General features: G+C 65.6%; 20 protein-coding genes and 1 other RNA gene. 9 read left to right on the plus strand and 12 right to left on the minus strand.

Going from position 1 to position 18,845, the window contains the following annotated elements; genetic code table 11:
• Nucleotides 1-179: 179 nt before the first annotated feature.
• On the plus strand, nucleotides 180-965 hold the full coding sequence (lgt, locus tag CDO44_RS06095; protein ID WP_087779537.1) for a prolipoprotein diacylglyceryl transferase: 786 nt from the start codon (nucleotides 180-182) through the stop codon (nucleotides 963-965).
• Between the two features lie 19 nt (nucleotides 966-984).
• Here lgt and CDO44_RS06100 read toward each other — a convergent pair whose 3' ends face one another.
• The 8 genes from CDO44_RS06100 to CDO44_RS06135 all read right to left on the minus strand — a co-directional run bounded on the left by CDO44_RS06100 (nucleotide 985) and on the right by CDO44_RS06135 (nucleotide 5,640).
• Nucleotides 985-1,722 carry an SIMPL domain-containing protein gene (locus CDO44_RS06100; protein WP_233146059.1) on the minus strand — a complete coding sequence of 246 codons (738 nt, stop codon included), beginning with the start codon at nucleotides 1,720-1,722 and terminating at the stop codon, nucleotides 985-987.
• Nucleotides 1,723-1,784: 62 nt separating this feature from the next.
• Complete coding sequence (locus tag CDO44_RS06105; RefSeq protein WP_087779431.1) at nucleotides 1,785-2,606, minus strand: sulfite exporter TauE/SafE family protein; 822 nt, start codon at nucleotides 2,604-2,606, stop codon at nucleotides 1,785-1,787.
• A gap of 79 nt (nucleotides 2,607-2,685) precedes the next feature.
• Nucleotides 2,686-2,866: non-coding RNA, 6S RNA (gene ssrS / locus CDO44_RS06110), on the minus strand.
• A gap of 52 nt (nucleotides 2,867-2,918) precedes the next feature.
• Nucleotides 2,919-3,221, minus strand: coding sequence for a cell division protein ZapA (locus CDO44_RS06115; RefSeq protein ID WP_087779432.1), 303 nt, complete (start codon nucleotides 3,219-3,221; stop codon nucleotides 2,919-2,921).
• Entirely contained in the window at nucleotides 3,208-3,510 is a 303-nt protein-coding gene (locus CDO44_RS06120) for a hypothetical protein (protein WP_087779433.1), read from the minus strand. Before CDO44_RS06120 ends, CDO44_RS06115 begins: the two co-directional genes overlap by 14 nt.
• Nucleotides 3,511-3,644: 134 nt before the next feature.
• Nucleotides 3,645-4,487 (minus strand): pantoate--beta-alanine ligase, encoded by an 843-nt coding sequence (panC, locus tag CDO44_RS06125; protein WP_087779434.1) that lies wholly within the window; start codon nucleotides 4,485-4,487, stop codon nucleotides 3,645-3,647.
• Between the two features lie 68 nt (nucleotides 4,488-4,555).
• Complete coding sequence (locus tag CDO44_RS06130) at nucleotides 4,556-5,437, minus strand: ScpA family protein (RefSeq protein ID WP_087779435.1); 882 nt, start codon at nucleotides 5,435-5,437, stop codon at nucleotides 4,556-4,558.
• A gap of 11 nt (nucleotides 5,438-5,448) precedes the next feature.
• Nucleotides 5,449-5,640 carry a DUF3460 family protein gene (locus CDO44_RS06135; protein WP_087779436.1) on the minus strand — a complete coding sequence of 64 codons (192 nt, stop codon included), beginning with the start codon at nucleotides 5,638-5,640 and terminating at the stop codon, nucleotides 5,449-5,451.
• Nucleotides 5,641-5,917: 277 nt separating this feature from the next.
• Between CDO44_RS06135 and CDO44_RS06140 the strand changes: the two genes are divergently transcribed.
• The gene (locus CDO44_RS06140) at nucleotides 5,918-6,169 is read left to right on the plus strand and encodes a DUF6356 family protein (RefSeq protein ID WP_087779437.1); all 252 of its coding nucleotides are present in this window, start codon (nucleotides 5,918-5,920) and stop codon (nucleotides 6,167-6,169) included.
• Nucleotides 6,170-6,223: 54 nt separating this feature from the next.
• Here the strand turns inward: CDO44_RS06140 and metG are convergent, their stop codons facing one another.
• The gene (gene metG / locus CDO44_RS06145) at nucleotides 6,224-8,287 is read right to left on the minus strand and encodes a methionine--tRNA ligase (RefSeq protein ID WP_087779438.1); all 2,064 of its coding nucleotides are present in this window, start codon (nucleotides 8,285-8,287) and stop codon (nucleotides 6,224-6,226) included.
• A 115-nt stretch (nucleotides 8,288-8,402) separates the two neighbouring features.
• On the opposite strand from metG, the gene CDO44_RS06150 reads away from it, so the two are divergent.
• Nucleotides 8,403-8,735 (plus strand): thioredoxin family protein, encoded by a 333-nt coding sequence (locus tag CDO44_RS06150; protein WP_087779439.1) that lies wholly within the window; start codon nucleotides 8,403-8,405, stop codon nucleotides 8,733-8,735.
• Between the two features lie 300 nt (nucleotides 8,736-9,035).
• On the opposite strand, the gene CDO44_RS06155 is transcribed toward CDO44_RS06150, so the two are convergent.
• Nucleotides 9,036-9,944, minus strand: a complete 909-nt coding sequence (locus CDO44_RS06155; protein ID WP_087779440.1) for a LysR family transcriptional regulator — start codon at nucleotides 9,942-9,944, stop codon at nucleotides 9,036-9,038.
• Between the two features lie 60 nt (nucleotides 9,945-10,004).
• Here CDO44_RS06155 and CDO44_RS06160 point away from each other — a divergent pair, with 60 nt between their 5' ends.
• The 6 genes from CDO44_RS06160 to CDO44_RS06185 all read left to right on the plus strand — a co-directional run bounded on the left by CDO44_RS06160 (nucleotide 10,005) and on the right by CDO44_RS06185 (nucleotide 16,580).
• On the plus strand, nucleotides 10,005-11,084 hold the full coding sequence (locus CDO44_RS06160) for a 4-oxalomesaconate tautomerase (protein WP_087779441.1): 1,080 nt from the start codon (nucleotides 10,005-10,007) through the stop codon (nucleotides 11,082-11,084).
• 100 nt (nucleotides 11,085-11,184) lie between these two features.
• Nucleotides 11,185-12,165, plus strand: a complete 981-nt coding sequence (locus CDO44_RS06165; RefSeq protein WP_087779442.1) for a tripartite tricarboxylate transporter substrate binding protein — start codon at nucleotides 11,185-11,187, stop codon at nucleotides 12,163-12,165.
• A gap of 185 nt (nucleotides 12,166-12,350) precedes the next feature.
• Entirely contained in the window at nucleotides 12,351-13,382 is a 1,032-nt protein-coding gene (locus tag CDO44_RS06170; RefSeq protein ID WP_087779443.1) for an esterase, read from the plus strand.
• Between the two features lie 133 nt (nucleotides 13,383-13,515).
• Nucleotides 13,516-14,517: a tripartite tricarboxylate transporter substrate binding protein gene (locus tag CDO44_RS06175; RefSeq protein ID WP_087779444.1), complete on the plus strand. Its 1,002-nt coding sequence runs from the start codon at nucleotides 13,516-13,518 to the stop codon at nucleotides 14,515-14,517.
• A 115-nt stretch (nucleotides 14,518-14,632) separates the two neighbouring features.
• Nucleotides 14,633-15,592, plus strand: coding sequence for an amidohydrolase family protein (locus CDO44_RS06180; protein WP_087779445.1), 960 nt, complete (start codon nucleotides 14,633-14,635; stop codon nucleotides 15,590-15,592).
• Nucleotides 15,593-15,614: 22 nt separating this feature from the next.
• Nucleotides 15,615-16,580, plus strand: a complete 966-nt coding sequence (locus CDO44_RS06185; RefSeq protein WP_158213210.1) for a tripartite tricarboxylate transporter substrate binding protein — start codon at nucleotides 15,615-15,617, stop codon at nucleotides 16,578-16,580.
• 88 nt (nucleotides 16,581-16,668) lie between these two features.
• On the opposite strand, the gene CDO44_RS06190 is transcribed toward CDO44_RS06185, so the two are convergent.
• The gene (locus CDO44_RS06190; protein ID WP_087779447.1) at nucleotides 16,669-16,977 is read right to left on the minus strand and encodes a hypothetical protein; all 309 of its coding nucleotides are present in this window, start codon (nucleotides 16,975-16,977) and stop codon (nucleotides 16,669-16,671) included.
• 189 nt (nucleotides 16,978-17,166) lie between these two features.
• Nucleotides 17,167-18,480, minus strand: a complete 1,314-nt coding sequence (locus CDO44_RS06195; RefSeq protein WP_087779448.1) for a hemolysin family protein — start codon at nucleotides 18,478-18,480, stop codon at nucleotides 17,167-17,169.
• Nucleotides 18,481-18,845: the final 365 nt, after the last annotated feature.

Genomic DNA, 18,845 nt, shown 5'->3' on the forward strand with positions numbered 1-18,845 from the left:
ACGCGGAGCGCGGGATTCTTCGAACGGCAGAGTATAAACAAGCGGGAAGCGCGCCAGGCCGCCTTCGGCCGGCCTGCGTCGATCTGTCACGGGGGCGATCTCGCGGGGAGTTATCATCCAGCATTCCGATACCGCGGCCGGGCATGCGCCCGGCCTTTTCCTGGAAGGCGCGCGCAGACATGTTGGTTCACCCGCAGTTTTCTCCCATCGCATTCGAGATCGGACCCTTGGCCGTGCGCTGGTATGGCCTCATGTACCTGGTGGCGTTCGTGCTGGCCTGGACGCTTGGCCGTTGGCGCATCCGGCACGGCAAGACCGCGCTCACCACCCGCGACCTGGACGACCTGTTGTTCTACAGCGTGCTGGGCGTGGTGCTGGGCGGCCGCCTCGGCTACGTGCTGTTCTACAAGCCCGCGTATTACCTTGCCCACCCGCTGGAGATCCTCGCGGTGTGGCATGGCGGCATGTCGTTCCACGGCGGACTGCTGGGCGTGCTGCTGGTCATGGCGCTGTTCGCCCGGCGGCGCGGGTTCCGGTTCCTGCAAGTGGGCGATTTCGTCGCCACGCTGGTGCCGCTGGGGCTAGCGGCGGGGCGGCTGGGCAATTTCATCAACGGCGAACTATGGGGCCGGCCGACCTCGGTGCCGTGGGGCATGGTGTTTCCGCAAGCCGGCGACGGCGTCGCGCGCCACCCCTCGCAACTGTATGAAGTGGGCCTGGAAGGGCTGGCCTTGTTCGCGATCGTTTGGCTGTTCGCCAGCAGGCCGCGGCCGGTGGGGCAGGTCAGCGCGGTCTTCCTGATGGGCTACGGGATCTTCCGCTTCCTCGTGGAATACACGCGGGAGCCGGACAGCTTCCTGGGCGTGCTGGCCGCCGGGCTCAGCATGGGGCAATGGTTGTCGCTGCCCATGGTGCTGGCCGGCATCGCCATGTTCGCCTGGTCGCGGCGGCAGGCGGTAGCCTGAACCGCCGCCCGGCCGCCTGTTACTGCAGGTAGACCGTGCCGCGCACGGAAACCGTCACCGTCGACTTGCCGCCTTCCAGCGGCAGGTCGGCCGCCTTGGCTTCCATGGCGGGGGCCGCCATCGCATAGGCCCGCGGCATGGGCGTGACCGTGCCGCTGCCGCTCAGATCGAGCTGCTTGACGGTATAGCCCGAGAAGCCGAACGCCTTGGCCGCCTGCGAGGCGCGCGTGCCGAAGGCCTTGGCGGCATCGGCCAGCAGGCGTTGCTCCTCGGCCTCGCGCGCTTCGCGCGACAGCGAGAACGCCACGTTGGACACGGCCATCTGCTTGCTCAGTTCGCCGGCGAGCTTGGACGCCGCCACGAAATCCTTGGATTCCAATATCAGTTCGGCGCGGCCGCGCCAGCTCGTGATGCGCCCATTGCGGTCGGTATTGGCCCAGACGTTGTAGTTGCCGCTGCGCGCGGTAACGGCGGTATTGCGCTTGGCCTCGGCAAGCGTGGCCTCGAGCAGCTGATTGAGCTGCTGCGACAGCTTGGCCTGGTCGTTGCCCTCGATTTCGTTGGCGAGCGTGATGGTCACCTTGTCCTGCGCGACTTCGGAGGTGGCCCCGGCCGACAGCGAGAGCGTCGGCCGATCGGGCTTGGCCTCGGGCGCGGCCTGGGCGAGGGCGACGGACGACGTCGCGGCCAGCGCGGTCAGGGCCGCGCCGAAGAAAGCGCGACGCATCGTGAGAGCAAGAGCGGGGCGGTGAGCCATGGTGTGATTCCTTGTTCTGATTGAAGATCGGGCCGACCGGACACGCCGCGACGCAGCGTGCGCTATGCGCCTGCCAAGGCGGTGACGGCCTTGTATAGCATGTAGACCGCCAGCAGCATCAGCAGGTAGGCGAAGATGCGCTTGAGCGACCGCACCGGCAGCTTGTGCGCGGTGTGGGCGCCGACCGGGGCCAGCAGCACGCTGGACACGATGAGCACGATCAGCCCCGGCCAATAGACATACCCGAGCATGCCGGGTTGCGCGCTTTCATGCTGCATGCCTGACCAGATGTAACCCGCGGTATTGGCAAGCGCGATCGGGAACCCGAGCGCGGCCGAGGTGGCCACGGCGTTGTGCAACGGGACGTTGCACCAGGTCATGAAAGGGACGGAAACAAAGCCGCCGCCTGCGCCCACCAGTCCCGACAGAAAGCCGATGCCCGTTCCCACGGCGGACGTGCCCACCGTACCGGGCATCTGCCGGGTGGGCTTGGGTTTCTTGTCCAACAGCATCTGTATGGCCGAATAGCCGACGAAGACGGCAAATACCAGTGCCAGCCATCCGGTCTTCAGGAAAGCGAACACCGCCCCGCCCGCCAGCAGCCCTCCTATCACCAGGCCCGGGGCAAAGCGCGCCACGATATCCCAGCGCACCGCGCCGCGCTTGTGGTGCGCACGCACGCTGGATATGGAGGTAAAGAGGATCGACGCCATCGACGTCGCGATCGCCGCATGGACCACCAGATCCGAAGGCAGTCCCTGCCAGGTGAACAGCATGGTCAGGAACGGCACCATGATCATGCCGCCGCCTATGCCGAGCAATCCGGCCGCAAAGCCCGTGCAAGCGCCGAGAACCAGCAGAGCGACGATCAGTAAGGGGTCCATGTCTTGTCTATTTATTTGTGTTGTGAAGGAGAGGGACAAAAAAACACCGGAGCACACACGAGTATGCTCCGGCTTGGGTAGGGTCCCCGCCTGTGTCGCTAGGCCGGCATCCTGAACCGGAGGTTCAAGGTGGTCGCGGTCAGCCTCGCTTCGGGTTCGTCTGACTGGAGACGATCACGCCCGCGGGCAATTTCCACAACCTCATGCCATTAGCATGGGTCCAAGAAATATAAGGCCAAACACGAGCACGGCAGGGAAAACTGATCATACGCGTTTGTGCTGCACCGAAAAGTACCGCACAAACATCAAAACTCAAAATAGCTTTTCTTGGGTTCCCAAGGCGGCATCGACCATTCGATGCATGTCTTCAATTTTACGCTTATAGTCGCCGACTGCAAGGCGTGCGTCGGGAGATTTCGCGTTCATCAGTTCGCCGGCAAGCTGCAGCGCCGCCATCACCGCGATGCGTTCGGTGCCCGCCACCTTGCCGCTGGCCTTGATCCGCTGCATGGTGCGGTCGACCATGTTGGCCGCGGTCAGCAGGGCTTCTTTTTCGGATGGTTCGCAGGCGAGCGGATATTCCTTGCCGAGTATCGTGACGTCAAGTCGTTCCATATAGACTCCGAGCGCCCGGATCGGCGCCTTCTGCAGCAGAGGGAGAAGCGTTGTCCGGCACCTGGGCTTCGCCTTCGGCGTCGTCGGTCGGCTCTTCGCCGCCCGGCAGGCGGGCCAGCACGCCCTCGACCCGTGCCTGGGCGGCGGCCAGCGTCTCGCGCAGCATGCGGATGTGGGAGTCGCGCTGGGCAAGGCTCTTGCCCAATGCCGCGTTCTCATCGCGCAGGCTTTGGGTGAGCTCCGTAAGCTGGCGTATGCGGCTGGCAAGAAGGTCGAGATCTTCGATCATGGGCGTATCGTAAACCATCCAGTGCCGGGAATTGTAGCGAACCGCCGGCGGCCGGGAGCCCGGCCGCGCGCCGTTGTATCAATTGCTTGCAAGCATGGCAACCGTGCGCCCCCCGCGCATGGCCGAGGGTACGCCTATAGTTCGAGGTTGTCGATGAGCCGCGTCGTGCCGAGCTTGGCCGCGGCCAGCACGACCAGCGGTTCGCCCCGTTCGACTTCTTCCTGCGCGGGCGGCAGCAGGTCGCGCTGCCGGCGCACCGCGATATAGTCCACCTTCCAGCCACGTCCGGCCAGCGTCGCGATGGCCTCGCGCTCGAGCGCCGCGGCGTCGCGGTTACCCGCGTGCAGGCGCGACTGCAGGTCCTGCAGCGTGGCATACAGCATCGGCGCCTCGGCGCGTTCTTCGGCGCTCAGGTAGCCATTGCGCGAGGACAGCGCCAGGCCGTCCTCGGCGCGCACCGTTTCCTGCGGCACGATTTCCACCGGCAACTGGAACTGCCGGCACATGGCGCGAACGACCATCAACTGCTGGTAATCCTTCTTGCCGAATACCGCGACGCGCGGCTGGACGCAGGACAGCAGCTTGAGCACGACGGTCGAGACGCCGGTGAAGAAGCCCGGGCGGAATTCGCCTTCGAGGATGCCGCCCAGGTCGGCCGGCGGCTGCACGCGGAAATTCTGCGGCTCCGGATACATTTCGCGTTCGTCCGGGGCGAACAGGACGTAGACGTTGCGATCGCGCTCGAGCTTTTCGATGTCCGCCGGCAGCGTGCGCGGGTAACGATCGAAATCCTCGTTGGGGCCGAACTGCAGACGGTTGACGAAGATGCTCGCGACGACGGGATCGCCGTGCTGGCGAGCCGTCTTCATCAAGGCCAGGTGGCCCTCGTGCAGATTGCCCATCGTGGGCACGAAGGCAACCCGCAATTGGCCGCGCAGTTGATCGCGCAATTCTTCGATGGTGTGGACGACCTTCATGGCGTTGGATACGGTTGGCAGCGGCCCGGACCGGCGCGCCCGCTCGCGGGCCGCCCGGCGACGAAGCCTCAATGGGTGTGGACGGAAGTGAAAGCCAGGCGAACGTAGATCGGGGCGTAGGGCTCGGCCTGGGTAATCTCGACCAGCGATTCGCGGGCGAGCTCCAGCATGGCGATGAAATGGACGACGATGACCGGCACGCCCGCGCCGTCCTGCACGCGCTCCATGAAGAGTTCGGTGAACTCCATGTAGCGCACGCTTTGCAGCCGCCGCAGGATCTGGCTCATGTGATCGCGTACCGAGAGTTCCTCGCGCGAGATGTGATGGTGCGCGTTGAGCTTGGCCCGCTTGACGATCTCGGCCCAGGCTTCGCGCAGTTCCTCCGCGTTGACGTCGGGCAGGCGGCGCTGCGTGGTCTGCTCCAGCAGCACCTGGGCCCGGACGAAGTCCCGGCCCAGCTGGGGAAGCTGGTCCAGCTTCTGCGCCGCGAGCTTCATCTGCTCGTATTCGAGCAGCCGCCGCACCAGCTCCGCGCGGGGGTCTTCGACTTCTTCTTCCGTGTCCGCCTTGCGCACCGGCAGCAGCATGCGCGACTTGATCTCGATCAGCAGGGCCGCCATGAGCAGGTACTCGGCGGCCAGCTCGAGGTTGTGCTGCCGTATCTGGTCGACGTAGGAAAGATACTGGCGGGTGACTTCCGCCATCGGTATGTCGAGCACGTTGAAGTTCTGCTTGCGGATGAGATAGAGCAGCAGATCGAGCGGTCCCTCGAAGGTCTCGAGGAACACCTCCAGCGCGTCGGGCGGGATGTAGAGGTCCTGCGGCAGGGCGAACAGCGGTTCGCCGTACAGCCGCGCGATGGCCACGCCATCGACGACGTCCGGCGTGCTGTCGACCGCGGGTTCAGCCAATGCGGTCAGCCCGTCGTTGGGGGGCGGGGATGAGCCCATGTCGGGAACGTTCAGGCGTCCGTTTGATAGACATAAGGCTTCTGCGGCACCGTCCCGGCCTTGAAGCCTTCGACGAGTTCCGGATCGATGGTCTTGTCCCACAGGCGCGCGCGGCCCTTCTTCTGCTCGGCTTCGAGATGGGGACGCTGACGCTTGAGGTCTTGCAGGAATTGGGTGATATCGGATTCGTAGCTCTTGGCCATGACTAACCTTTGTTCTGGCATGCCGCGCCCTGGCCGGCGCAGCTCGTGTCCGCCGGCGGGCGTTCATCGCACTCGGGAGTTTACTGCACCCTGGGGCCGCGCCGCCTTGGCGCTGGCGGTATTTCCGGTTTCGGAGCAGAAGTGCAGGAAATTTCAGGAAAAAGCGAATAAGAAGAAAATCGTTTCGTCAGAAACCCGGTTTGGACGGAAATTTGCAGTAATTTTGCGGAGCTGCATTGATAAAGTATCCGCAGTTTCACAACACTGCGATTTCCCCATGCGTAAATGGTCGTTTACCTCGCATCCAGCCTCGGTGGGCGAGAGCTATTTCGAGCATCTCGCCGCATCGTGGGGGTTTGCCCGCCGCATGTTCACCGCGGCCCTGGCCGGCCTCGTCCATGGGCTGTTCCCGTTCCTGTGCGTGTCCACCGGCTCGTCCATCGTCAAGCAATTGAACGAAAGGATGGTGGTGAACCGGGTCAAGGGCGGGGCCGGCTCGGGCCAGCCCTCCGAGGCGCGCAACGGCTGAGGGCAGCCCAGGCGGTTCGCCGCCGCGCGGCGAAACCGCGGGCGGCGACGCCCGTCAGCGGACGCGCATGCCCGGCTGGGCGCCGGCCACCGGTTCGAGCACGTAGATGCCGGGGTGTGCCTTTTCGTCCCCATGGCTGGCCGCCAGCACCATGCCTTCGGAGACGCCGAACTTCATCTTGCGCGGCGCGAGGTTGGCGACCAGCACGGTCAGCTTGCCGATCAGGTCTTCAGGCTTGTAGGCGGACTTGATGCCCGAGAACACGTTCCGGGTGCGGCCCTCGCCCGCATCCAGCGTCAACCGCAGGAGCTTGTCCGAGCCTTCCACATGCTGGCAGTCCACGATCTTGGCGATGCGTAGGTCGACCTTGGCGAAATCGTCGATGGTGATGGTGGGCGCGATTTCCTCGCCGCCAGGCGTGGGCGCCGCGGGAGCGGGGGCCGCCGGCGGCTCGAAAAGCGCATCGAGCAGCTTGGGATCGACGCGTTGCGCCAGGTGCTTGTACGGGGCGATGCGCTGCGGAGGCACGACCACGTCGCGCCATTCGAAGTCGCGGCCCAGGCCGAAGAGCTCGTGCGCCACGCGCCGGGCCAGCGCCGGCAGCACGGGGGCCAGCATGACCGATAGCGCCTTGAACCCGACCATGGTGCGCGAGCAGATGTCGTGCAGTTCCCGCTTCTTGTCCGCGTCGCCGAGCTGCTTGGCAAGCACCCAGGGCTGGGCCGCGTCGAAGGCCTGGTTGACGCGGTCGGCCGCGGCCATGATCTCCCGGATGGCCTTGCCGTATTCGCGCGCTTCGAAGGCGTTGCGGACGATCTCGGCCGAGGCGTTGAGCTCGTTCTCGAGTTCGATGGGCACGCCGCCGTCATAGCAGAGCTGGCCGTCGAAGTGCTTGATGAGGAAGTTCGACGCGCGGCTGGCGATGTTCACGTATTTGCCGACGAGATCGCTGTTGACGCGGGCGACGAAGTCGTCGGGGTTGAAGTCCAGGTCTTCGACGTGGGCGTTGAGCTTGGCGGCGATGTAGTAGCGCAGCCATTCGGGATTCATGCCGAGGTCGAGATAGCGCAGCGGCGAAATGCCGGTGCCGCGGCTCTTGGACATTTTCTCGCCGCTGACGGTGATGAAGCCATGCACGTGCAGGCCGTCGGGCGTCTTGCGCTGCGCGAAGTGCAGCATGGCCGGCCAGAACAGGGCGTGGAAGTAGACGATGTCCTTGCCGATGAAGTGATATTGCTCGGTGTCGGACTGCGGATCGAGCAGGGCGTCGAAGTCGAGGCCGGTTTTCGCGCAATAGGCCTTGAGCGAGGCGAGATAGCCCACCGGGGCGTCCAGCCAGACGTAGAAATATTTGCCGGGAGCATCGGGAATCTCGATGCCGAAATAAGGGGCGTCGCGGGAGATGTCCCAGTCGGCCAGCTTGCCTTCCTCGCCCAGCCATTCGCGGGTCTTGGCGTAGACCTCGGGCTGCAGCCGCGGCGTGCCGTTGCCGTTGACGCTGCCGGTCCATTCCTGCAGGAAGGCGTAGCAGCGCGGATCCGACAGCTTGAAGAAAAAGTGGTCGGAGCTTTTCAGGACGGGCGTGGCGCCGGTCAGGGTGGAGTAGGGGTTGCGCAGGTCGGTGGGCGCGTAGACCGCGCCGCAGACTTCGCAGGAATCGCCGTATTGGTCCTTGGCGCCGCATTTGGGGCATTCGCCCTTGATGTAGCGGTCGGCCAGGAACATGCCTTTGACCGGGTCGTAGAACTGTTCGATGGTGCGGGTTTCGATGAGGCCCGCGTCGCGCAGCTTGAGGTAGATCTGGCGGGAAAGCTCGGTGTTTTCGTCCGAGTCGGTGGAGTGCCAGTGGTCGAAGGCGATGTGAAAGCCCTGGAGGTATTTCGGGCGTTCGGCGGCGATGCGGGCGACCAGCTCGCGCGGCGTGATGCCCTCGCTTTCCGCCTTGAGCATGATGGGCGCGCCGTGGGCGTCGTCGGCGCACACGAAGTGGACCGTATGGCCTTGCATGCGCATGTTGCGGACCCAGATGTCGGCCTGGATGTATTCCATGATGTGGCCGATGTGGAAGGATCCGTTGGCGTAGGGCAGGGCGGTGGTGACGAAGAGTGTGCGCGACATGGGGCGGAGGTTGAGGGAAATGGTGTGTCAAAGGGGGATTTTAGCTGGTGGGCGGGCACGGCGCTTGCGCGCTTTTCGCCCGTTTTTGCCATACTGGGCGTACAGGAGGCCAGCCATGTCCATGAATACCGTCTACGCGACCCAGGAACCCACCCGCGCCGAGATCGACGCCCTGCAGGAGCCCGCTGTCCTGGAATTCGGCGCTCCCTGGTGCGGATACTGCCAGGCGGCGCAACCCTTGCTCGAGGCCGCCTTCGAGGGGCACGCCAAGGTCCGGCACCTGAAAGTGGAGGATGGAAAAGGGCGGCCGCTGGGTCGTTCTTTCGGCGTGAAGCTGTGGCCCACCCTGGTATTCCTCGACCGAGGCCAGGAAGTCGCGCGGCTAGTGCGGCCCGCCGAACCCGGCGCAATACGCGAAGCCCTGGCATTGATCGACCCGGCGGTATAGCCCCTCACAATACGCCCCAGCCCCTACAGCGGCAGCCGAACGACGCAAGAACGCCATCTCGCGCCAGCCGGGCAGTACCCCAGGATGCGGTGGATCCGGCTCCGCCGGTCCACCCGCATCGTCCCCTTGAGGGGGGCGCCCGAAGGGCGTAGGGGGTGGGCCTCTCTTCCGGTCCACCCGCATCGCCCCCTGGGCCCGGCGCCGGGCCGCCCCAAGGCGGGCCCAGGCCCCCTCGGGGGGCTGCCGCGTAGCGGCTGGGGGCTCACCGTGCCGGGCGCGCGTCAGCGCGTAGGGGGGAGCCTAACTCCTAGCAGCCCGCCCCGCGCTCCTGAGCATGGCGTAGAGCAGATTGGCGGCGGGAGACAGCGCGCGGCCATGCTTGGAGATGAGGCCCAGGGTGCGGCTGACGCGGGGTTGGCCGAGCGGGATGCCGACCAGGGTGGCATGGGTGGTGAGGGGAAGCGCCAGCTGGGGCACCGCCGCCACGCCGAGTCCGGCTTCGACCATGCCGAGCAGGGTCAGGATGTGGCTGACTTCGATGGCGTTCTGCGAGCGCTTGCCGCTCTTGGCGAGCGCCGCTTCGATGAGCAGCCGGTTGCCGCTGCCTTTGTCCACGGTCATGAGGCGTTCGCCCGCGAGTTCTTCCCAGGTAACCGATTTGCGCCTGGCCAGGGGATGGTCCTTGCGCGCCGCCAGGACGAAGCTTTCCTTGAAGATGGCCTTGAAGTCGACTTCCGTTTCCTGCGTGCCGATGAAGTTCACGCCGAAATCGGCGCGGCCGGAGATGACCGCGTTCAGCACGGTGTTGGCGCCTTCGTCGATGACGCGCACGCGGATGCGCGGATGCTTGGCGGTGAAGTCGCGCAGCACCGAGGGCAGGAAGTAGTACGCCACCGACGGCACGCAGGCGACGGTGACAAGGCCGCTCAGCTGGGCGGCGAGGTCGCTCACGCCGAGCATGGCGCCTTCGAGCTCGTCCAGGGCGGCGCGCGAGCGCTCGAGGAAGACCCGGCCCACGTTGGTGAGGGACACGTGGCGGGTGGTGCGGTCGAGCAGGCGCGCGCCGAGTATCGCTTCGAGTTTCTCGATGCGGCGGCTGAGCGCGGGCTGGGACAGGTGCAGGTCTTCGGCGGCGGCGCGAAAGCTCGAGCGTTCGGCCACGGCCACGAATGCCTGCAATTCCTGGAGGTCGAAATTGATGCGTGCCATGCATCAAATTATATAAAAGTTGCAATTCACTAATGCAAGGGCGAGGTTCATCATGCCGCCATGCAAAAGACCATACCTTGTGTCCTCATGCGCGGCGGTACGTCCCGCGGTCCGTTCTTCCGTGCCGAATGGCTGCCGGAAGACGTGGCCAAGCGCGATCGCGTCCTGCTGTCGGCGATGGGGTCGCCGCACGAATTGCAGGTCGATGGCCTGGGGGGCGGCAACAGCCTGACGAGCAAGGTCGCCATCGTGTCGCGCTCGGCGCGGCCGGGGTGCGACGTGGACTATCTGTTCGCCCAGGTGTCGGTGGACAAGGAACTGGTCGACACGCGGCCGAATTGCGGCAACATGCTGTCCGGGGTGGGGCCATTCGCCATCGACCAGGGCATCGTCCCGGCCACCGATGGCGAGACCCGCGTGAGGATCTACAACGTCAACACCCGGTCGACCATCGACGCGGTGGTGCAGACGCCCGGCGGCCGCACCGAGTACGAGGGCGATGCCCGCATCGACGGCGTGTCCGGGACGGGCGCGCCCATCCGGCTGAATTTTCTCGATGCCTGGGGCTCGGTGACGGGCAAGGTGTTCCCCACGGGGAACCTGCAGGACGTGATCGACGGCGTCGCGGTAACGTGCATAGACGCCGCGATGCCGATGATGATCGTGCGCGCCGCTTCGCTGGGGGTGGCCGGCAACGAGACGCCGGTCCAGCTCGACGCCAATGAAGCGCTGCTCGAGCGGCTGGAGTCCTTGCGCCGGGAAGCCGGCCGGCGGATGGGGCTGGGCGACGTGGCCGACAGCGTCATTCCCAAGCCCGTGCTGGTCAGCGCGGGCGCGCATGGCGACATGGTGACGTCGCGGTATTTCACGCCGCACAAGTGCCATCGCTCGCATGCGGTGACAGGCGCCATCGGCGTGGCGACGGCGTTCGTCACGCCTGGCACCGTGGCGTTCGACCTCGGCGCTTCCCGCCCCGCGGGGATGCATCGCATCGAAGTGGCGCATCCGGCCGGACGCATCGATGTCGACGTCGAATTGCGGGAGGGCGCGTCCTCGCTGGAAGTCCGCGGCGCGGGCCTGATCCGCACCGCCAGGAAGATCATGGAAGGGCAGCTTTACGTGCCGGCCCGGTTTTTTTAGGAACGTTTTAGGAACGCGTTCATCCGCGGCGCGCCAGCCTGGCGCCCGCCGGACGACGCCCATGCTTCGGTAAACCGAAGAACGATACGGAGACTCTCTCATGCAAGCCTCATTCCGAGTGCCGGCCCTTGCCGCCGGCGTGACCGCCTTCGCGCTTTCCCTTGGCGCCGCCAACGTCCAGGCGGCATGGCCCGACCATCCCATCACCATCGTCGTGCCCACCGCGCCGGGCGGCGGCAACGATGCGTTCGCGCGGGTCATCGCCCAGAAGATGGGCGAAGGCCTCAAGCAGAGCGTCATCGTCGTCAACAAGGCCGGCGCCCAAGGCGCCATCGCCAGCGAGTACGTGGCGCGTGCGCCGGGCGACGGCTACACCATCCTCTTCGGCTACATCGCCACGCATGGCATCAACCCCGCGCTGCAGAAGCTGCGCTACGACCCGGTCAAGGACTTCAAGCCCATCGGCATGCTGGCGAGCTCGCCCACGCTGCTGGTGGTGTCCTCCGGCGCGGGCGTCAATTCGGTCAAGGAACTCATCGCCAAGGCCAAGAAGGATCCGGACAGCCTCAGCTACGCTTCCGCCGGCCTGGGCACCGCGCCCCACGTCACCGCCGAGCTGTTCAAGATGGTGACGGGCACGAACATGCTGCACGTGCCGTACAAGGGTTCCGCGCCGGCCATGACCGACACGCTGGCCGGGACTACCCAGGTCATGTTCCCCAGCCTGTTCAGTGCCTATCCGCACCTGGCCTCGGGCAAGATCAAGGCCCTCGCCTTGGCGGGCGATCGCCGCTCCGAAGTGCTCAAGGACGTGCCGACCCTCGAAGAACTGGGCGTCAAGGGCGTCAGCGTGCCCCAGTGGTACGCGCTGTTCGCGCCGGCCAGCACGGACCAGGCCATCGTCGACCGTCTCAACAAGGAGCTCAACGCGGCGCTGCGCGATCCCGATGTAATCGCCAAGTTCAAGGAACAAGGCGCCGATCCGCAGAGCAGCACGCCGCAGGAACTGGGCGAGTTCGTCAAATCCGAGGTGGCACGCTGGAAGAAGGTGGTCGAGGCGGCGAAGCTCAGCGCTGAGTAGATCCCCTACGCGCTGACGCGCGCCCGGCACGGTGGCCCCAGCCGCTGCGCGGCGGAGCTCCCTTGGGGCGGCCCGGCGCCGGGGCCAGGGGTCGGCGCGGGCGGGCCGGCGGAGCCTGATCCGCCGTGCCCTGTCCGAAGCCGTCGGGATTGAGGAGGGGATTTCTTAATGGTGGAGACAAGAACATGAAGAAACGGATGGCCGCGGCCATGCTGGCGCTGTCGGCGTGGGGCGCGGCGGCGAGCGCGCAGCCCATCGTATTGCGCGACATGGGGTCGTTCCACATCGGCGGCGAGACATTCGTGGTGTCGGGCGAGCCGGTGAAGGAGGTGAAGTTCACCGCCAACGGCGTTCCGCTCAAGATCGATCCCAATGGCACGTACGTGGTCGGACAGATGTACGTGCAGTACTTCATTCCGGAGAACCGCAAGGGCGCGGTGCCGCTCCTGCTGTGGCACGGCGGCGGGCTGTCGGGCGTGACCTATGAGACGACTCCGGATGGCCGCCCGGGATGGCTGAACGATTTCCTGCGCCGGGGCTGGGCCGTCTATAACTCGGATGCGGTCGAGCGCGGGCGCTCGGGCTGGCCGGCGACGGCCAAGCCGGTGTGGCCGGGCGATCCGGTGCTGGTGACCGCGGCCAATGCCTACGAGCGCTTCCGCATCGGCGGTGCCGGCTCCTGGAGCGACGATCCGGCGCAGCGCAAGCTGCTGCCCGGCAACCAGTTCCCGGCCGATCACATCTGGCAATTCGCGCGCCAGTTCGTGCCGCGCTGGATCACCACCGACGAGCCGACGCTGAAGGCCTACCTGCAATTGGTGGACAAGGTCTGCCCATGCGTGCTGCTGGTGCACAGCCAGGCGGGCAAGTTCGGTTTCCAGGCGGCGCAGGCCCGGCCGGACAAGATACGCGCGGTCGTGGCGGTGGAGCCGGCCGAAGTCGGCGACCTGGACAAGGTTGCGGCGCTCAAGGGCGTGCCGTCGCTGATGGTCTATGGCGATTTCATCGAGCAGGACAGCCGGTGGCCGGCGATTCGCGCCAAGGGGGCGAAGTTTGCCGAAGCGGTACGGAAGGCGGGAGGAGAGTTGGACGAGGTGGATCTGCCCAAGGTCGGGATCAAGGGCAATTCGCACATGGTAATGATGGACAAGAACAACCTCGAGGTTTCGGCACTGATCAACGATTGGCTGGCTCGGCGTGGCCTGTACCGACCCTGATGTCCCGCTCCGGCGTTTTCTCCATGGGAATGGCATTCGACAATAGGGCCTATTAGCCGTATTGCATTGCCTATCCACACCCCGCTCTCTATCGTGCCGGAACAAGTCGGCATTACAACGAGGAGACGGGAGAATGGGTTCCTATGTTCGTGCTGCGCACCGCGCGGCGCATTTGGCTGTCCTCCTGACGGGTATGGCGCTGTCGGCATCGCCGAGGGCCGAACCGGCGGCCGCCTACCCGTCCCGCCCCATCACCATCGTTGTTCCTTATCAGGCCGGAGGCGGTGCGGACACCATTGCGCGGTTGCTCGCGCAGAACCTGCCCTCGCACCTGAACAACCAGTCCATTATCGTGGACAACCGTACGGGCGCAGCGGGCAACATCGGCTCGGGCTATGTCGCCCGGGCACCCGCCGACGGCTACACACTGCTGCTGAACAACAACACCATCACCATCAATGCGGCGCTTGGCTATACGCGCGGCTATGACCTGACCAAGGACCTGCAGCCGGTCTCGCTGCTTGTGTCTTCTCCCGTCGCCATCGGCGTAGCCGCCAGCGTATCCGCCGGCAACCTGGCCGAGCTGGTCGACTACATCCGTGCGCATCCGGACAAGGCCAACTACGCTTCGTGCGGCAATGGCTCGCCGCAGCACTTGGCTGGCGCCGGGTTCAACCAGTACGCGGGCACGGCCCTCGTTCATGTTCCGTACAACGGCTGCGCCCCCGCGGTGAGCGCCGGCCTGGGCGACCAGGTGCCCATCGTTTTCAGCACCATACCGAACCTTGCTCCCTACGCCTCCGGTAACAAGCTGCGCATGCTGGCCGTCACCTCGGCCAAGCGGCTGTCGTTCATGCCGCAGGTGCCCGCAATGGCGGAAACGCCGCTGTTCAAGAATATGGACCTCACAGTCTGGTTCGGGCTGTTCGCGCCGGCCAAGACGCCCGAGGCCATACGGCGCCGCCTCGAGGCGGCAGTGGCCGCGGTGCTCGGGGATCCCAAGTTCAAGAGTGAACTGAACGCCCGCTATTACGAGGTGGATGCGCGCGGGGCGGAGGCCTTCCGGCAGCAGATCGGCCAGGACCTGGCCACCTACTCCCAGCTGGCCTCGCGCGCCAATATCCGGCTGGAGTAGGGAATAGCCCGCCGGCACGCGTCGCAAGTCCGGCGTTGCCAAGACGGCCCATATCCGCGGTTTGTCGTGGCCGGGAAAGGATCGCACGCCCCACCCATCCTAGGAGGAGACTTTCATGCCCAGCGCACGCCGCATCGATGTCCATACCCACATGATCCCGGACTTTTACCGGCAGGCCGCCATCGATGCCGGTGCGGTACCGGCCCAGGGCCGCTACCCCAACTGGTCGCCCGAACTGGCCCTGAAAATGATGGAAGCCAACGATATCGCCACGCTGATCACCTCGGTGGCCTATCCGGGTTTCCTGTTCGGCTCCCGGGACGAGGCCGCCAAGCTGGCGCGGCGCTGCAATGAGTTCGCGGTCGAGATCGGCGAAAAATGGGCGGGACGCTTCGGCGGCTTTGCCAGCCTGCCCATCCAGGACCCCTTCGAGCTGGACCGCGGCTGCGAAGAAATCGCCTACGCCCTGGATACGCTGAAAATGGACGGCGTAATGCTGTTCGCCAGCTATGGCGAGAAGTTTCTCGGCGATCCCGCCTTCGATCCGCTGATGGAGGAACTGAACCGCCGCGGCGCCGTGGTCTTCATCCACCCCACCTACCACCCCAACAGCAAGAAGATCGACCTGCCTTTCCCCGGGTTCCTGGTCGAGTACCTTTTCGACACCACGCGAGCCGCGGTCAACATGCTCTATGCCGACACGCTGGGGCGCTACCCGGACATCAAATTCATCCTCGCCCATGCGGGCGGCACGCTACCTTATATCTCATGGCGCGTAGCCGTCTCGCCCACCATCGATCGCCGTCTGCCCCAGTGGTCCATCGATGAGGTGTACGCCAAGTTGCGCCTGTTCTGGTACGACACGGCGCTATCGCCCACCGCGAGCACCATGGGCTCGCTGCGGGAGGTCGCGGCGCCCGATCGCATCCTGTTCGCCACCGACTGGCCGATGGCCGGCGAAACCGGCACCGTGGAATCCGTACGCAACCTGGACGCACTGGACATGAGCCCGGAACGCCATGCGGCGATCAACCGCGGCAATGCACTGCGGCTCTTTCCCAAGTATGCACGCTGATCCCGATCCACTGGAGATACGCATGAGCAAATCCCGATTGCTGTTCGCCGCCGCCTGCGCTGTGCTCCTCCATGCCGCTCCGGCCTGGGCCGGATATCCCGAACGTCCGGTCCGCATCATCGTGCCCGTCGCGCCCGGCGGCACCCTGGATACCGTGGCGCGCCTGGCGGCCGAGTATCTGCGCGTGAATCTGGGCGGCACTTTTCTGGTCGAAAACAAGCCCGGCGGCAATACCGAGATCGGCGGCGCCTTCGTGGCGGCCGCTACGCCCGATGGCTATACCTTGTTCGTCAATTCCGATTCGCTGGTGACTTCGGCGGTGGTCAGCAAGACCGGCAGGATCGATCCGGTAAAAAGCTTTGCCCCGGTGTCCCTGCTGATCTCGTCGCCCGGCGTGCTGGTGGTGAGGCCCGGCCTGGGACCCAAGTCCCTCAGCGAATTCGTCGAGGCCGCTCGCGCCAAGCCCTTGAGCGTGGCCTCGACCGGCACCGGTACGGCCAGCCAGTTCACTGGCATGATGTTTCGCCAACGCATGTCGTTGGACTGGACCGACGTGCCCTACAGCGGCTCGGGTCCCGCCGTCAATGATTTGCTGGGCGGCCACGTCGACGCCATCTGGGCCATGGCCGCGCCGCTGTTGCCCCATATCCGCAGCGGCAAGATGATCGCGCTGGCGGTCACCTCCAGGCAGCGGTCCAGCCAGTTGCCGGGAATCCCTACCGTGGACGAGAGCGCCGCGCCCGGCTTCGTGGTGGAAAACTGGACCGGCCTGTTCGCGCCGGCCGGCACGCCGGCGGCCATCATCGACACGTTGTCCGATGCCATGGCGAGAATGATGAAGGATCCGCAGCAAGCGAAACTGATCAGCGAGATGGGTTTCGAGCCCATCGGTAGCACGCCGGCCGTATTGCGTGACGAGATCCGGCAGAGCCTGCCCAAGTGGCAGAGGGTAGCGGCGCACAGTGGACTACTGAAGGCGGCCCCGTGATGTCCTGCGGCGGCCTCGCCGCACGTCTGGGAGGGTTTGCGCCGCCAACGGCCGGCAGGTCGAGAGGAGGGAGCGGCGTGCCGATACGTCAGGGAATATCGCGAACTTCCACGTCGACGATGTCGCTGCGCTTCATGCGGCCGGCATAGCCGCTGCGGACCGGCTGGCTCGCGCCGCCGTTGTCGGTGGCGGTGCCGCCGCCGAAGCCCCAGCGGGTTTGCGAGCGTTTCCAATAGGTATTGGGGACGAAAGGTTTGCCGCGCAGCTTGGCCACCACGTAGACGATGGCCAGGGCCACCGCCGTGGAGGCGACGAGTATGGCCGCCATGATCATGCCGACCAGGGCGATGCCTGCCACGAATACGGTGCGGAGCAGCTTGGCGATGGTGTCAGTCATAGGTCTAGCGTCTGGCCGGATGGCGGCTCGGGATGGGCGGTCAAACCGTTTGGTCGGCCGCGGGGATGGAAAAGTTCCCGGTTTCGGTTCGATATGCCGGGGGCGGGGCCGCAAGGGGACCGGCAGGCACCGGCTTGGTGCGCCGCCGGCGTCCGTCAGTACTGTAGATGGGGCTGCCGGCCTTCGATTTCAATACGGTTCCGGCGGCGGCTCTGCCGACTCCACGCGGGTGGCGATGACCTTGTCGATGCGTTTGCCATCCATATCGACGATTTCAAAGTTCCAGCCCCCCCAGTCGACCTGTTCGCCGGTGTGCGGGATACGGCCTAGCAGCAGCATCAGCATGCCGGACAGCGTGTGGTAGGTGCCCGAGTCGCCCTCGGGCAGGCCGGGCAGCGCGAGCATGTCTTCCATCTCGTGCACGTCGAGCAGGCCGTCGAGCAGCCAGGACCCGTCTTCGCGCTGCAGGGCGGAAGGTTCCTCCGGCGCCGTGGAAGCATGGAACTCACCCACGATGGCTTCGAGCACGTCGCGCAGGGTGACCAGCCCCTGCACGTCTCCGTACTCGTCCACCACCAGCGCCGTCTGGGTGTGCGAATCGCGAAAATTCTGGACCAGTTCCGTTCCGGTCAGGGTCTCGGGCACGTACAGCACCGGCGTGAGCCGGCTGGTCAGGTCGAGCGGCTCGCCGGCCATGAGTTGGGCGAGCAGGTCCTTGGCGCGGACGAAACCGATCACGTCGGACAGGTCGTCGCGGACCACCGGGAAGCGCGAATAGTGCGAACTCTCGATCTTGGCCTTGGATACCTCGAGGGGGGCATTGACGTCCAGGTACACGATGTCCGAGCGCGGCACCATCAGCGACGACAAGCGACGCTCGTCCAGGCGGAAGACGTTGCGCACCATCTGCTGCTCGGCCTGTTCGAAGATGCCTGCCGTGGCGCCCTGGGCCATCAGCACCTGGATCTCCTCTTCCGTGACGAGCTGGTCGTTGGCCTCTTTCGCGCCCAGCAGCTTGAGCACCGTGTCGGTGGACAGGGACAGCAGCCTGACGAAAGGCGTGGCGACCCACGACAGCAGCCGCATCGGCGCGGCGATGAGGCCGGCGATGGTTTCGGCATGCATCTGTCCCACCCGTTTGGGCACCAGTTCCCCGATGATGATGGACAGGAAGGTGATGACGATGACCACCAGCGTCAGCGCGATGCCGTTGGCCGCCTGTTCCAGCGCCGGGAAGTGGAGGCGGATGAGCTCGGCCAGCGGCTGGGCGAGGGCGCCCTCGCCGACGATGCCGGTCAGGATGCCTATGGAGGTGATGCCTATCTGGACGGTGGAAAGAAAGCGGGTGGGGTGTTCCGCCAGCTCCAGGGCGGCACGGGCCCGGGTGTCGCCCTCGTCGGCGCGCTGCTGGAGGCGGGACCTGCGGGCTGTGACGACGGCGATCTCGCTCATGGCGAAGATGCCATTGGCGAGGAACAAAATCAGAAGTAAGCCGATTTCCATGTTTTCAGGCGGGTTCGGTCGGACGCGGCGGGTTCCGTCATTTTGTATGGAAAACGCCCGCAACGCCCGGGAAACCGGCCTTATTTGACCGAATTTCCATCGCCTACTGTTATGAAGACCCCGTAGCATAGCCGAGGACGGCCATATTCCAAATGGGCAATCCTACTTATCGCCGCGCGGCCGCCGTAAACGCTTGAAAACAATCGTCGTTCCCGCGTTCCCAGAAGGGGCGCCCGATCCGCTATGCTTGCGGCTGAACCAACACGGCGGAAGCGTCATGAGTTTGTCAGTCGAACGGGTCCCTGCGGCCTTGCACGGCATGATCGATCCTCCCACGGGGCCCAGCGCGGCTGGCGCAGCGGTCG

This window comes from Pigmentiphaga sp. NML080357, from assembly GCF_002188465.1.
Lineage (GTDB): Bacteria > Pseudomonadota > Gammaproteobacteria > Burkholderiales > Burkholderiaceae_B > Pigmentiphaga.